This window comes from Mycobacterium sp. pV006 (genome assembly GCF_041287115.1).
GTDB lineage: Bacteria > Actinomycetota > Actinomycetes > Mycobacteriales > Mycobacteriaceae > Mycobacterium.
In genome coordinates this window covers 480,144-495,246 of sequence record NZ_JBGGKT010000001.1, presented here as the reverse complement: position 1 = coordinate 495,246, position 15,103 = coordinate 480,144, and the positions used below count along the sequence as shown (strand labels likewise).

Annotated in this window: 7 protein-coding genes; 5 read left to right on the top strand and 2 right to left on the bottom strand. The window is 69.0% G+C overall.

Features of this window, described 5'->3' with window-relative positions:
- The first annotated feature begins 47 nt into the window (after nucleotides 1-47).
- Genes ACAG25_RS02305 through ACAG25_RS02295 form a run of 3 tightly spaced genes read left to right on the top strand, consistent with a single transcriptional unit; the run spans nucleotide 48 to nucleotide 2,220 of the window.
- Entirely contained in the window at nucleotides 48-881 is an 834-nt protein-coding gene (locus ACAG25_RS02305; protein ID WP_370486655.1) for a hypothetical protein, read from the top strand.
- Nucleotides 878-1,546 carry a hypothetical protein gene (locus ACAG25_RS02300; protein ID WP_370486654.1) on the top strand — a complete coding sequence of 223 codons (669 nt, stop codon included), beginning with the start codon at nucleotides 878-880 and terminating at the stop codon, nucleotides 1,544-1,546. Before ACAG25_RS02305 ends, ACAG25_RS02300 begins: the two co-directional genes overlap by 4 nt.
- A gap of 14 nt (nucleotides 1,547-1,560) precedes the next feature.
- A complete protein-coding gene (locus tag ACAG25_RS02295) occupies nucleotides 1,561-2,220 on the top strand; it encodes a 2-C-methyl-D-erythritol 4-phosphate cytidylyltransferase (RefSeq protein WP_370486653.1) in 660 nt (219 codons plus the stop codon).
- Here ACAG25_RS02295 and ACAG25_RS02290 read toward each other — a convergent pair.
- Complete coding sequence (locus tag ACAG25_RS02290; protein WP_370486652.1) at nucleotides 2,192-2,899, bottom strand: 2-C-methyl-D-erythritol 4-phosphate cytidylyltransferase; 708 nt, start codon at nucleotides 2,897-2,899, stop codon at nucleotides 2,192-2,194. The two genes, ACAG25_RS02295 and ACAG25_RS02290, sit on opposite strands and share 29 nt — an antisense overlap.
- A gap of 34 nt (nucleotides 2,900-2,933) precedes the next feature.
- Nucleotides 2,934-4,190, bottom strand: a complete 1,257-nt coding sequence (locus ACAG25_RS02285; RefSeq protein WP_370486651.1) for a nitrate/nitrite transporter — start codon at nucleotides 4,188-4,190, stop codon at nucleotides 2,934-2,936.
- Nucleotides 4,191-4,560: 370 nt separating this feature from the next.
- Here ACAG25_RS02285 and ACAG25_RS02280 point away from each other — a divergent pair, with 370 nt between their 5' ends.
- Entirely contained in the window at nucleotides 4,561-5,316 is a 756-nt protein-coding gene (locus ACAG25_RS02280) for a MerR family transcriptional regulator (protein WP_370486650.1), read from the top strand.
- 517 nt (nucleotides 5,317-5,833) lie between these two features.
- Entirely contained in the window at nucleotides 5,834-15,088 is a 9,255-nt protein-coding gene (locus ACAG25_RS02275; RefSeq protein WP_370486649.1) for a fatty acid synthase subunit beta domain-containing protein, read from the top strand.
- Nucleotides 15,089-15,103 lie beyond the last annotated feature (15 nt).

Below are 15,103 nucleotides of genomic sequence, written 5' to 3'. Positions count from 1 at the left end.
TCGGGGACGACCCTGCGCGGAAGCACTGAGGAAGACAGGAGGTCGGTGTGCCGTCTTTCAGACGACGTGAGTCGGTGATCGACACCGATCGCGCCGGGAGTTCGCCCGCGGCGGAGCGGGTCGACGACGCACAGCGCGCCCGCGCGCTGGCTGAGGAAGCCGAGGCCGAGGCCGCTGAGGCCGAGGCGCGCGCTGCCGCAGCGCGGGCCCGCGCCAAGGCGATCCGGTTGCGGCAGGAGGCAGAGGCTGTCGAGGCCACCGAGGCCCCCGAGGCCACCGAGGCAGCAGACGCGCCGGAGGCCACCGAATCCGGCGACGACGTCGACGACGCCGCGTCCGAGGACCACATTCCCGGCGAAGAGGGCGCGGGTTCGCGCCGGCATCGCCGGCTGCCGCGTCCGAACTGGAAGGCCGTCGCTGCCTCGCTGGTGGTGGTGGCGATCCTCGCCCTGCTCGGGCTCAGCGGGTTCATGGTGTGGCAGCACCGTCAGGCCGAAGAGTTGCGCCAGCAGAACGCCGAGTACGCAGCGGCCGCACGTCAGAGTGTCGTGACCCTGATGTCGCTGGACTTCAACAATGCCGAAGCCGATGTGCAGCGCATCATCGACAACTCGACCGGCCAGTTCAAGAGCGATTTCGAACAGCAGGCCAAAGACTTCGTGAAGGTGGCTCAGGACTCGAAGGTCGTCACCGAGGTCACGGTGAACTCGACGGCCGTGCAGGAGATGGACGACGAGACCGCCGAGGTGCTGGTGGCCGCGTCGTCGCGCGTGACCAACACCGCCGGTGCCGACGGCGACATACGCACCTGGCGCCTGAGTGTCAGCCTCCAGAAGGAAGACGGTCAGATCAAGATGGCGAAAGTCGAGTTCGTTCCGTGAGCGAGAAAGACACCTCCGAGCACACCGAGCCCGAAGCCGAGGAGATCACCGAGACGGGGGCCGTCGAAGACGACACCGACGTCAGGGACGAGACGGCTGCCGACGAAACCGATGCCGACGAGACCGATGCCGCCGCGGAGCAGGATTCGGCGAAGCCGGAGCGCAAGCGCTCGCGGCCGGTCGCCATGATCGTCACGGCTGCGGTGCTGGCGGTGGCGTTGCTCGCCTCGGCCGGATTGACAGTGTGGCTCTACACCAACCAGTACCGGCCCGACCAACAGACCAACGAAGCGGCGCAGCAGGTGGTGCTCGATTCCGCCACCAGCGGCACCGTGGCGCTGCTGTCGTATTCGCCGGAGTCGCTCGATGCCGATTTCGCTGCCGCCAAGTCGCGCCTGACCGGGGACTTCCTGTCCTACTACACGCAGTTCACCGAGCAGATCGTCACACCCGCGGCCAAGGAGAAGCAGGTCAAGACCGCCGCCTCGGTGGTGCGGTCCGGGGTGTCGCAGATGGCTCCCGACAAAGCAGAGGTGCTGGTCTTCATCAACCAGACCACCACCAGCAAGGAGAACCCGGACGGGGCCTTCGCGGCCAGCAGCGTGCGCGTGGGCTTGCAGAAGATCGACGGGTCCTGGCTCATCGAATCCTTCGACCCCGTCTAACCCTCGCCGTGGAGATGACGGCGATCGTTCCGGTTCCCGCCGAGGTCGTCGGGCGTCACGACGCATTGCTGACCCCGGTCGGGGATCGCTCGCCGCTGCAGTTGATCGTCGACACCCTGCGGACGGCGGGACCGGTGACCCTCGCCGTCGTTCCGGCGTTGAGCGCTGCTGTCGCCGAAACGCTCGGAACCGGACGCGATCCCGACCTCCGGATGATCGTCACCGAACCGGATGCCGATCGCGGCGCCTGCCTGGCGGCGGGACTGCCGGCGAACACCGGCGGTGTGGTCCTGGTGCACGACATCGCGTGGCCGGTCTTCGACCCGGTGATGTGTCGACGCGTCACCGCTGCGTTGGCGGCCGGAGCGCACGTCGTCGTCCCCACCCGGGCGGTGACCGACAGCGTCAAGACCGTCGATGACACCGGCGCGGTGACCGGCACGGTGGACCGGTCCCGGCTTCGGACGGCGCAATACCCGCGCGGATTCGACGCGGCGAAACTGGCGATGCTGCTCGACGCTCGCGAAACGCCCTTCGACGAACTCACGGCCGCCATCGACGCCGGCATTCCGGTCGTCGAGGTCGAAGGAGACGAGCGGGCGGTCCGGACCGACCTGCCCCGTGACACCGGTTATCTGCGCGCGGTCATCGCGGCGCGTTCCGCCGATCGTTGAGCAGCCGCTCGGCGACCGCGAGGTCACCCGCGTAGGTCACCTTGAGGTTCTCGGCGTGCCCCGCGAACGTCTGGACCTCGATGTCGGTGAAGTGCTCGACACACGACGACGTGTCGGTGCCCTCGAACCCGTCGCGTTGGGCGCAGCGGTAGGCATACAGCAACTCGCGCGCACGGAACGCCTGAGGCGTCTGCACCCGAACCAGACCAGGCGGTGCCGACCGGAGTCCGCCGGCGCCTGCCTCGACGACATCGTCGACCGGAAGCGCGGGCAGGGCGCCGCCGTGTCGGCGGGCCAGGCCGATCGCGGTGTCGAACAACGCCGCGTCCGCCAGGGGTCGAGCGGCGTCGTGGATGGCGACGACATCGATGGCACCGTTGTCGATCTCGGGCGCGAGCGCGGAGAGCACGTTGAGCTCCGAGCCGTGCCGGCTGTCGCCTCCTTCGACGAGGTCGACGGCAACGTCGGCCAGTTCGTTTCGCAGAGTCTCGGCGACCAGTTCGCGCTCCCCGCGCCGGAACACCAGGACCGTGCGGTCGACTGACGGTGCGTGGGCAGCGGTGTCCACGGTCCAGGCGAGCATCGACCGGCCGGCCAGCGGCAGGTGCGCCTTGTTGCCGTCGGCGCCCACCCTGGTGCCCAAGCCCGCCGCCAGAACCACGGCCACCGCGATACCCATGCGCGCACACTATCGGCAGGCGGGTGCGCGTCTCTCAGTTGCGGAAGCCCTCGATGAGCATGTCGTCGTCCTGGGCGCGCATCAGCTTGCGGGTCTTGTGCCGGGTGATGAGGATGCCGACGACGGCCAGCGCCCAGATGACGTACTGGACCGACCAGGCCCACCGGAACGTCTCGACCGACAGGCCGCCGGCGGCCTCGAGCACCAGACCCATGGTCTGCATCACCAGCAGTGAAGCCAGGAACCCGCCCATGTTGACCATCCCCTGGGCGGTGCCCAGGGTGGCGCTCGGATTGAAGGTCCGGGCGAAGTCGAAGCCGACCATCGAACCCGGGCCGCCGACGGAGATCACGACGACCAGCACGATCAGCAACCACAGCGGCGCCCGGCCCGGCAGTGCCAACACGACGGTCCAGATGGCCGCGTTGCTGGCGATGATCGCCAACACCAGACGCGACCGGCGGTGCGGGTAGCGGCCGGTGACGATGCCGATCAGCACCCCGGCCCCGATGGCGGACGCCACCGAGACCGTCAGCAGCGCCCCAGCCACGCCCGCCGACAGTCCCTGCGCCGCGGTCAGATACGGGACCCCCCACATCAACGCGAAAACCGTGACGGAGAACTGGGTGCCCATGTGGGTGAAGAAGCCCAACCGGGTGCCCGGGCGCAGCCACACGGTCTTGACGCCGGCCAGCGTCTGCCGCACCGGCATCGCGTCCCGGGTCGTCACGACACCGTCCGGGGCGTTCTTGACCAGCAGCACGATCAGCACGATCGACAACGCGCCGAACGCGGCCACGGACAGGTACGCCGTGGTCCATCCCGACGCCGTCAGAACGGCCAGGAACGGTACCGCGGAGAGCACCTGCCCGAGCTGCCCGCAGATGCCGGTCAGCTGGGTGACGAGCGGAATCCGCCGGGGCGTGAACCAGTGCGGGACCAGGCGCAGCACCGAGATGAAGGTGAACGCGTCACCGAGCCCAACGACCGCGCGGGCCGCGATCGCCGCCGGGAGGGACTCGGTGAATGCGAGGGTCAGCTGCCCGGCGGCCATCAGGGTCGCGCCGGACACGATCATCGCTTTCGACCCGAAGCGGTCCAGGAGGAGCCCAGCGGGCACCTGGGCCCCGGCGTAGACGACGACCTGCAGGACCACGAAGGTCGACAGCACGCTCGGGCTCGCCGCGAATCGATCGGATGCGGCCAGACCGGAAACGCCGAGGGTGGTGCGGTCCAGCACGGCGATGATGTAGGCGAGCAGACCGGTGGCCCACACGATCCACGGACGCACGCGCTCACCCTCAATCTCGTCGAAACCTGCGCACGCCGCGCAGCTACCCCTGACGGATTGCAGGAGTTACCGGTGAAAGACCGATTTTCACGCGTCAAGGCGCACCAGCGCTAATTTCTGGCCGGTGCGTTCGGTCACCTCAGCGAACCGGCGAGAACGTCAATATTGGCTGAAATCGCACCGCTGGGTGCAACTGTGGGGTGTGCCCGCCACATCTGTGCAGGCTGAGCCCTGTGTCGCTGCTCACGCTGAAGGTCTGTCAGCGACCGTCACGTGTTCGCTCAAAATGTCGCCGACGGGGATAGAGTGGATCGCATGCACAGTCTTGGTCGCCGCGACGCGGTCTACCCGAGGTGCGAGGGGGACGACGTTGGCTGAATACCGGCTCGAAGATCTGGCGCGGGTGTCGGGGGTCAGCGCCCGCAACATCCGCGCCTACCGCGAACGCGGGCTGCTGGACCCGCCGCGGCGGGTGGGTCGCTCCGCGCTCTACGACGACTACCACCTGTCGCAGCTGAACACCATCAGCCAATTGCTGCGCAAGGGATTCAACTCCGCACATATCGCCGAGTTCTTCGAGAGCATGCGCTACGGCGCCGACCTCGCCGACATCCTGGGCTTGCAGCGCGCCGTCCTCGGACCTCGCGACGAGGCGAAGGACCAGCCGCCGCCGCAGCCCCTCGACATCGAGTTCGACTCCGACGAGGCGCGCGCCCTGGTCGCCCATGGCCTGGCCAAGATCGAAGGCCGCGAGGTCGTCCTCACCGACGGCGCCGTCGCCGACATTCTGCGGCGCACACCACGACCGAACGAATGCCTGCGAGTTCTCCTGGCGTTCCTCGATTCCGCTGCCGAGCATCTGGACGCGCTGTCCCAGGCGTTCGTGGAGACGTTGGCCGAACTGTTCTACGCGCGGGTGGGCCTGGACAATCTGCCACTGCCTGCCGACACCGACGAGATCCGACGCATGCTGCAGGATTATCAGGCCCTCGGTGCCGCCACCATGGCTTCCCGTTTCGAGGAGGTCACCCGTCGGCATCTGGTGGCGGAGTCCTCGGACTACATCGCCGGGATCCTCGTCAACGGGGCGTGGGAGCCCGGCCGGCAATATCCCCGCGAAGCCTGACGCGCTCTCACCCCCTGCGCGACACTTACTCGACAGTAGGGTTTTTCAGCAAACTTTTGTCCGTTGCGCGAAAGGGTGACAGGACAATTCGACGAACGGTGTCCGGTCGGGCCACCGGACGCCGCGACATTGTGCGACGTGAGATTGTCAGATAACGATTTGGTAACAAAACTGCTTTGAACTGCGCTTCTATCCTACTGAACCGTAACCACCTGCACGCAGCAGGTTTGACTTTGGCTCGGCGAGGTGCGCAGCCCGAGCCCGTTACGTCGGGTTTGGTTACCGAAGCGTAGAACTCGCCAGTAACCATTTCAGGCGTCAAACTCGACGCGTCTCTTATGACACTCTTACTAGGGCTGAAAAGGCTAGAGCGGCCCACCGCGCAGCAGACAGCCGGATTCGACGCCGAATCGCCATGCCCGCGTGCCCGACCGCGGACGTGCCCACAGATTGCCCGACGGACAGCTCCGCGAACAGCGTTCGCAATGCTGACGAAGGACCGAGGAGAACACCAGACGTGACGATCAACGACCAGCAGCGTGCAACCACCGGATCTGCGACCGAGAACGGGCAGGCCTACCAGCAGTCCGGGAGCGCCCACGCTCTGGTCGACCTCCTGCATTCCGGCGAGCCGTACGCGGTGGCCTTCGGCGGCCAGGGCGGCGCGTGGCTGGAGAACCTCGAGGAGCTGGTCAACTCGGCGGGTATCGAGTCCGAGATCACCAACCTCGTCGGCGAGGCCGAACTGCTGCTCGAGCCGCTGCACCGTGAACTCGTCGTCGTCCGCCCGATCGGCTTCGAGCCGATGAAGTGGATCCGGGCGCTGGCAGCCGAAGAGCCGCTGCCGTCGCAGAAGGACCTCACCACCGCGGCCATCTCCGGGCCCGGAATCCTGCTGACCCAGATGGCCGCCATTCGTGCGCTCAAGCGCCAAGGGCTCGATCTGGACGGACACCCCCCGGTGGCGATCGCCGGACACTCACAGGGCGTCACAGCCGTCGAGTCGCTCAAGGCGGGCGGATCCCGGGACGTCGAACTGCTGGCCATCGGCCAGCTGATCGGTGCCGCCGGATCTCTGGTGTCGCGCCGCCGCGGGATGGTCGGCCGCGGCGACAAGTCGCCGATGGTGTCGGTGACCAACGTCGACCCCAACCGGGTCGCCGAACTGCTCGACGAATTCGCCCAGGACGTACGCACGGTGCTGCCGCCCGCGCTGTCGATCCGCAACGGGCGCCGCTCGGTGGTCATCACCGGCACCCCCGAGCAGCTGGCCCGCTTCGAGCTCTACTGCGAGAAGATCACCGAGAAGGAAGAGGCCGAGCGTAAGAGCAAGGTGCGCGGCGGGGCCGTGTTCCGCCCGGTGTTCAACCAGGTTCAGGTCGAGGTCGGGTTCCACACGCCACGGCTGGCCGACGGCGTCGACCTGGTCGACGAATGGGCCGCGCGGACCGGTCTGGACGCCGCCCTGACCCGTCGCCTGGCGGAGTACATCTTCGTCAAGCCCGTCGACTGGGTCTCCGAGATCGAAGAGCTCGCCGCGGCCGGCGCCAAGTGGATCATCGACCTGGGCCCCAGCGACACCGTCACGCGACTGACCGCACCGGTCATCCGTGGCCTCGGCATCGGCATCGTGCCTGCGGCGACCCGCGCCGGCCAGCGCAGCCTGTTCACCGTCGGGGCCGCCCCCGCGGTGGCCCCCGCCTGGTCGAGCTACGCACCCAGCCCGGTCCAGCTACCGGACGGCTCGGTCAAGGTGGCCACCAAGTTCACCCGGCTGACCGGTCGCTCACCGATCCTGCTGGCCGGCATGACCCCGACCACGGTGGACGCCAAGATCGTCGCCGCGGCGGCCAACGCCGGCCACTGGGCCGAGCTCGCCGGTGGCGGTCAGGTCACCGAGGAGATCTTCGACGCCCGCATCGAAGAGCTGGTCCAGCTCTTGGAGCCGGGGCGCGCCATCCAGTTCAACTCGCTGTTCCTCGACCCGTACCTGTGGAAGCTGCAGGTCGGCGGCAAGCGGCTGGTGCAGAAGGCCCGCCAGTCCGGTGCGCCGATCGACGGCGTCGTCGTCACCGCGGGCATCCCGGACCTCGAGGAGGCCGTCGATCTGATCGAGGAGCTGCACGGGGTCGGCATCAGCAACGTCGTGTTCAAGCCCGGCACGGTCGACCAGATCAAGTCCGTCATCAAGATCGCCGTGGAGGTTCCCGAGCGCGAGGTGATCGTGCACGTCGAGGGTGGTCGCGCCGGCGGACACCACTCCTGGGAAGACCTCGACGACCTGTTGCTGAGCACCTACGGCGAACTGCGTAAGCACGCCAACATCACGATCTGCGTCGGTGGTGGCATCGGCACGCCGGAGCGCGCCGCGGACTACCTGTCCGGCGAGTGGGCCAAGGCGTACGGATTCCCGGCGATGCCGGTCGACGGCATCCTCGTGGGCACCGCGGCGATGGCGACGCTGGAAGCCACGACCTCCCCGGCGGTCAAGCAGCTGCTCGTCGAGACCACCGGCACCGACACCTGGGTGGGCGCGGGCAAGGCCGTCAACGGCATGGCCAGCGGCCGCAGCCAGCTCGGCGCCGACATCCATGAGATCGACAACGCGGCCTCGCGCTGCGGGCGCCTGCTCGACGATGTCGCCGGAGACGCCGACGCCGTCGCCGAACGTCGTGACGAGATCATCGCCGCGATGGCGCAGACCGCCAAGCCGTACTTCGGCGACGTCGGGGACATGACCTACCTGCAGTGGCTGCAGCGCTACGTCGAGCTGGCCATCGGCGCCGGCGACAGCACCGCCGACACCGCCGCCCCCGGCAGCCCCTGGCTGGCCGACACCTGGCGGGAACGCTTCGAGGAGATGCTCGTTCGCGCCGAGGCGCGTCTGCACGAGAAGGACTCGGGACCTATCGAGTCGCTCTTCGCCGGTGCCGACGGACAGGCGCTGCTGGAGACCCCCGACACCGCGATCGCCGCACTGCTCACCCGCTATCCCGACGCCGAGACGGTCAAGCTGCACCCGGCCGACGTCCCGTTCTTCGTGACCCTGTGCAAGAAGCCGGGTAAGCCGGTGAACTTCGTGCCGGTCATCGACAAGGACGTCCGGCGCTGGTGGCGCAGCGACTCGCTGTGGCAGGCCCACGACGCCCGCTACACCGCCGACCAGGTGTGCATCATCCCCGGCACGCAGGCGGTCGCGGGGATCACCCGCGTCGACGAACCGGTGGGTGAGCTCCTGGACCGCTTCGAGCAGGAGATCGTCGACCGGGTCCTGGCCACCGGCGCGCAGCCGGTGCCGGTGGTGTCGCGTCGGCAGGCCCGGCCCGGTGTCAGCGGACCGCTGGCCGTGGTGCTCGACTCGCCCGATGTCCTGTGGGCGGGACGGACCGCGATCAACCCGGTGCACCGCATCGGCGCGCCCAACGAGTGGCAGGTCAACGACGTGCCCGGCAAGCCCAGTGCCACCCACCCGAACACCGGTGCCCGCCTGGAGCTTTCGGGCGACGGCAGTGTGACGCTGAGTGTGCCGCTGTCCGACATCTGGATCGACATCCGCTTCACCCTGCCGACCTGCGTGGTCAACGGTGGCATGCCGATCGTCACCGTCGAGGACGCCTCGCGCGCCATGCGTTCGGTGCTGGCCATCGCGGCCGGTGTCGAGGGCCCCGACGCGCTGCCGGCCGTCGAAGGCAAGACCTCGACGGTCGCGGTGGAGTGGGACCCGGAGAAGGTCGCCGACCACACCGGTGTCACCGCGACCTTCGGTGCGCCGCTGGCCCCCGGTCTGACGTTGGTTCCCGACGCGCTCGTCGGTCTGTGCTGGCCGGCGGTCTTCGCTGCGATCGGTTCGGCGGTCACCGAGGACGGGTTCCCGGTCGTCGAAGGCCTGCTCAGCCTCGTGCACCTCGACCATGCGGCACACCTGCTGCATGCGATGCCGACCGAGAAGTCCCAATTGACCGTCACCGCAACAGCTTCCGCGGCAACCGACACCGAGGTGGGGCGCGTCGTCCCGGTCGAGGTGACGATCGCCGACGCCGAGGGCACGGTGCTGGCCACCCTCGGTGAGCGGTTCGCGATCCGTGGCCGTACCGGTACCGTGGAGCTCGCCGATCCGCCGCGCGCAGGCGGGGCGATGACCGACAACGCCACCGACACCCCACGGCGCCGGCGCCGCGACGTCGTCGTCACCGCCCCGGTCGACATGAGCGCCTTCGCGGTGGTCTCCGGTGACCACAACCCGATCCACACCGACCGGGCTGCGGCACTGCTGGCCGGTTTGAAAACTCCCATCGTGCACGGGATGTGGCTCTCGGCCGCGGCGCAGCACGCGGTCACCGCGACCGACGGACGCGCCACCCCGCCGGCCCGACTGGTCGGCTGGACCTCTCGCTTCCTGGGCATGGTGCTGCCCGGCGACGAGATCGAGTTCCGCGTCGACCGCGTCGGGATCGACCGCGGCGCCGAGATCATCGAGGTCTCCGCGAAGGTCGGCGGCGAGCTGGTCATGGCCGCGAGCGCGCAACTGGCCGCCCCGAAGACCGTCTATGCGTTCCCCGGTCAGGGCATCCAGTCCAAGGGCATGGGCATGGAGGTCCGGGCGCGGTCCAAGGCCGCCCGCCAGATCTGGGACAAGGCCGACAAATTCACGCGGGAGACCCTCGGGTTCTCCGTCCTGCACGTGGTGCGGGACAACCCGACCTCGCTGATCGCCTCCGGCGTGCACTACCACCATCCCGAGGGTGTGCTGTACCTGACGCAGTTCACCCAGGTGGCGATGGCGACCACCGCGGCGGCGCAGGTCGCCGAGATGCGCGAGCAGGGCGCGTTCGTCGAGGACGCCATCGCCTGCGGGCACTCTGTCGGTGAGTACACCGCGTTGGCCTGCGTGTCGGGCGTCTACGAACTCGAGGGTCTGCTCGAAGCGGTGTTCCACCGCGGCAGCAAGATGCACGACATCGTCCCCCGGGATGCGATGGGGCGCTCCAACTACCGCATGGCCGCGATCCGCCCGTCGCAGATCGGTCTCGACGACGACGACGTCAAGGACTTCATCGAAGAGGTGTCCTCGCGGACCGGGGAATTCCTCGAGATCGTGAACTACAACCTGCGCGGCTCGCAGTATGCGATCGCCGGAACCGTGCGCGGGCTCGAGGAACTCGAGGCCGAGGTCGAGCGCCGCCGCGAACTGACCGGCGGTAAGCGGTCGTTCATCCTCGTCCCCGGTATCGACGTGCCGTTCCACTCCAGCGTCCTGCGCGTCGGTGTCGACGACTTCCGTCGCGCGCTGGACCGGGTCATGCCGCACGGCAAGGGCCCCGAGCTGGTCATCGGCCGCTACATCCCCAACCTGGTGCCGCGGCCGTTCACCATGGACCGCGATTTCATCCAGGAGATCCGGGATCTGGTGCCGGCGACCGAACTCGACGAGATCCTCGAGAACTACGACGAGTGGCGCAACGAACGTCCTTCGGAGCTGTGCCGCAAGGTGATCATCGAGCTGCTGGCCTGGCAGTTCGCCAGCCCGGTGCGCTGGATCGAGACCCAGGACCTGCTGTTCATCGAGGAGGCCGCCGGCGGCCTCGGTGTCGAGCGGTTCGTGGAGATCGGGGTGAAGTCCGCACCGACTGTCGCGGGCCTGGCGCAGAACACGCTCAAGCTGCCGGAGTACTCGCACAACACCACCGAGGTGCTCAACGCAGAGCGCGACGCCGCGGTACTGTTCGCCACCGACACCGATCCCGAGCCGGACATCGAGGAGCCCGCCGAGGCTCCCGCACCGGCCGCGGAAGCCGCTCCGGCAGAAGCGGTTCCGGCTGCCCCGGCCGCACCGGCCGCCGCGCCCAGCGGCGGGCCGCGCCCAGATGATCTGACGTTCGACGCTGCCGACGCCACCATGGCGCTGATCGCGTTGTCGGCCAAGATCCGCATCGACCAGATCGAGCCGCTGGACTCCATCGAGTCGATCACCGACGGTGCGTCCTCGCGGCGCAACCAGATGCTGGTGGACCTCGGTTCGGAGCTGAATCTCGGCGCCATCGACGGCGCCGCCGAGGCCGATTTGGCCGGACTCAAGGGGCAGGTCACCAAGCTGGCCCGCACCTACAAGCCGTTCGGGCCGGTGCTCTCCGACGCGATCAACGATCAGCTGCGCACCGTGTTCGGTCCGTCGGGCAAGCGGCCGGCCTACATCGGCGAGCGGATCAAGAAGACGTGGGAGCTCGGCGAGGGCTGGGTCAAGCACGTAACCGTCGAGGTGGCGCTGGGGACGCGCGAAGGATCCAGCGTCCGCGGCGGTGCGCTCGGCGGTCTGCACGACGGAGCGTTGGCCGACGCCGGGTCTGTCGACAAGGTCATCGACGCGGCCGTCGCGGCCGTCGCGGCCCGTCGCGGCGTGTCGGTGTCGCTGCCGTCGGCCGGCGGCGGCGGGGGCGGGGTCGTCGACTCCGCCGCGCTGGGTGAGTTCGCCGCGCAGGTGACGGGCCCCGACGGGGTGCTGGCATCGGCCGCGCGCACCATCCTCGATCAGCTGGGTCTGAGCGACGCGGTGGCGACACCGGAGCTGGCCACCGACGCCGAGCTCATCGACCTCGTCACGGCCGAACTCGGTTCGGACTGGCCGCGCCTGGTGGCACCGGTCTTCGACGGTCGCAAGGCGGTGCTGTTCGACGACCGGTGGGCCAGCGCCCGCGAGGACCTGGTCCGGATCTGGCTGATGGACGACGACGAGCTGGAAGCCGACTGGGCACGGCTCGCGGAACGTTTCGAGGGCACCGGCCACGTCGTCGGCACCCAGGCCACGTACTGGCAGGGCAAGGCGCTGGCCGCAGGCCGCAACATCCACGCGTCGCTGTACGCGCGCGCCGCAGCCGGTGCGGAGAACCCGGGCAAGGGTCGCTACCACGACGAGGTCGCCGTGGTCACGGGTGCGTCGAAGGGCTCGATCGCCGCATCGGTGGTCGCGCAGCTGCTCGACGGTGGCGCCACCGTGGTGGCCACCACGTCACGCCTCGACGATGCCCGGCTCGCGTTCTACCGTCAGCTCTACCGCGACCACGCACGCTTCGACGCGAAGTTGTGGGTGCTGCCGGCGAACATGGCCTCCTACAACGACATCGACGCGCTGGCCGAGTGGGTCGGCACCGAGCAGACCGAAAGCCTCGGGCCCAAGTCGATCCACCTCAAGGATGCGCTGACCCCGACGCTGCTGTTCCCGTTCGCCGCGCCGCGCGTGGGCGGAGACCTGTCGGAGGCGGGTTCGCGCGCCGAGATGGAGATGAAGGTGCTGCTGTGGGCCGTGCAACGGCTCATCGGTGCGCTGTCGCACATCAGCGCCGACCGTGACATCGCAGCGCGTCTGCACGTGGTGCTGCCGGGCTCCCCGAACCGCGGGATGTTCGGCGGCGACGGGGCCTACGGCGAAGCCAAGGCCGCGCTGGATGCGGTGGTGGCGCGCTGGAAGGTGGAGACCTCCTGGGCGCAGCGGGTCAGCCTGGCGCATGCGCTGATCGGCTGGACCCGCGGCACCGGTCTGATGGGCCACAACGACGTGATCGTCGATGCGGTCGAGGAAGCCGGTGTGACGACCTACTCCACCGAGCAGATGGCGAGCATGCTGCTCGACCTGTGCGACGTGGAGACCAAGGTGGCCGCGGCCCGCGAGCCCGTGGAAGCGGACCTGACCGGCGGGCTGGCCGAGGTCGAGCTCGACCTGCCGGCACTGGCGGCCAAGGCCCGCGACGAGGCCACGACGGCTCCGGCCGAGGAGACCGACGCCGACGCCGACGCGCACCTGATCGCCGCGCTGCCGTCGCCGCCGCGCCCGGTCGAGCCGACACACACACCGGAATGGGCCGACCTCGACGTCGACCCCGCCGACCTGGTGGTGATCGTCGGCGGCGCCGAACTGGGTCCCTACGGTTCGTCGCGCACCCGCTACGAGATGGAGGTCGACAACGAGCTCTCGGCGGCCGGTGTGCTCGAGCTGGCGTGGACCACGGGGCTGGTCAAGTGGGAGGACGATCCCCAACCCGGTTGGTACGACACCGAATCCGGTCAGCTGGTCGACGAGTCCGAGTTGGTGGAGCGCTACCACGACGAGGTCGTCAGCCGCTGCGGTATCCGGGAGTTCGTCGACGACGGCGCGATCGATCCCGATCACGCCTCGCCGTTGCTGGTCAGTGTGTTCCTGGACAAGGACTTCCGGTTCGTGGTGTCCAGCGAGGCCGACGCGCGCGCGTTCGTGGAGTTCGACCCCGAGCACACGGTGGCGCGTCCGGTCCCGGATTCCGGTGACTGGGAGGTGATCCGCAAGGCGGGCACCGAGATCCGTGTGCCGCGCAAGACCAAGCTGTCGCGCACCGTCGGGGCTCAGATCCCGACCGGGTTCGACCCGACCGTGTGGGGCATCAGCCCCGACATGGCGACGTCGATCGACCGCGTCGCGCTGTGGAACATCATCGCCACCGTCGATGCGTTCCTGTCGTCGGGCTTCACGCCCAGCGAGCTGATGCGCTGGGTGCACCCGAGCATGGTGGCCTCCACCCAGGGCACCGGTATGGGCGGCATGACCTCGATGCAGACGATGTATCACGGCAACCTGCTGGGACGCAGCAAGCCGAACGACATCCTGCAGGAGGTGCTGCCCAACGTCGTTGCCGCGCACGTGATGCAGTCCTACGTGGGCGGTTACGGAGCGATGGTGCACCCGGTGGGTGCGTGTGCCACGGCGGCGGTGTCGGTCGAGGAGGGCGTCGACAAGATCCGCCTCGGCAAGGCCGATCTGGTGGTCGCCGGTGGTTTCGACGACCTGACGCTGGAGGCCATCATCGGCTTCGGTGACATGGCGGCCACCGCCGACACCGAGGTGATGCGGGCCAAGGGCATCAGCGACTCGAAGATCTCGCGGGCCAACGACCGGCGTCGTCTCGGGTTCCTGGAGGCCGAGGGCGGCGGCACGGTGCTGCTGGCCCGCGGTGACCTGGCGCTGAAGATGGGCCTGCCGGTGCTCGCGGTGGTCGCCTACGCGCAGTCGTTCGCCGACGGTGTGCACACCTCGATCCCGGCCCCTGGCCTGGGTGCGCTGGGTGCCGGCCGCGGCGGCCGGGACTCGGTGCTGGCCCGCTCGCTGGCCAAGCTCGGTGTCGGTGCCGACGACATCGCCGTGATCTCCAAGCACGACACGTCGACGCTGGCCAACGACCCGAACGAGACCGAGCTGCACGAGCGTCTCGCGGATTCGATGGGTCGTTCCGACGGCGCGCCGTTGTTCGTCATCAGCCAGAAGAGCCTCACCGGCCACGCCAAGGGCGGCGCCGCGGTCTTCCAGATGATGGGCCTGTGCCAGGTGCTGCGTGACGGCGTCATCCCGCCCAACCGCAGCCTGGACTGCGTCGACGACGAGTTGGCGACCTCCACCCACTTCGTGTGGCCGCGCGAGACGCTGCGGATGGGGGACAAGTACCCGCTCAAGGCCGGTCTGCTGACCAGCCTCGGGTTCGGGCACGTGTCCGGGCTGATCGCGCTGGTGCATCCGCAGGCGTTCCTGGCGACGCTGACCCCCGAGCAGCGGGAGAACTACACCGCCGCGGCCCGGGAGCGCACGTTGGCCGGCCAACGCCGGTTGGCGTCGGCGATCGCGGGTGGCCGCCCGCTGTTCGAGCGGCCCGCCGACCGCCGATTCGACGGCGACCAGCCGGAGAAGGTGCAGGAAGCCGCGATGCTGCTGGATGCGTCGTCGCGACTCGGCGAGGATGGCGTGTATCGGCGGTGACCGGTGAGATAGGTT

Excerpts from the sequence above, each read along its gene's own strand:
- ACAG25_RS02290 (WP_370486652.1), bottom strand. The coding sequence starts at position 2,899 with ATGGGTATCGCGGTGGCCGTGGTTCTGGCGGCGGGCTTGGGCACCAGG.
- ACAG25_RS02295 (WP_370486653.1), top strand. The coding sequence starts at position 1,561 with ATGACGGCGATCGTTCCGGTTCCCGCCGAGGTCGTCGGGCGTCACGAC.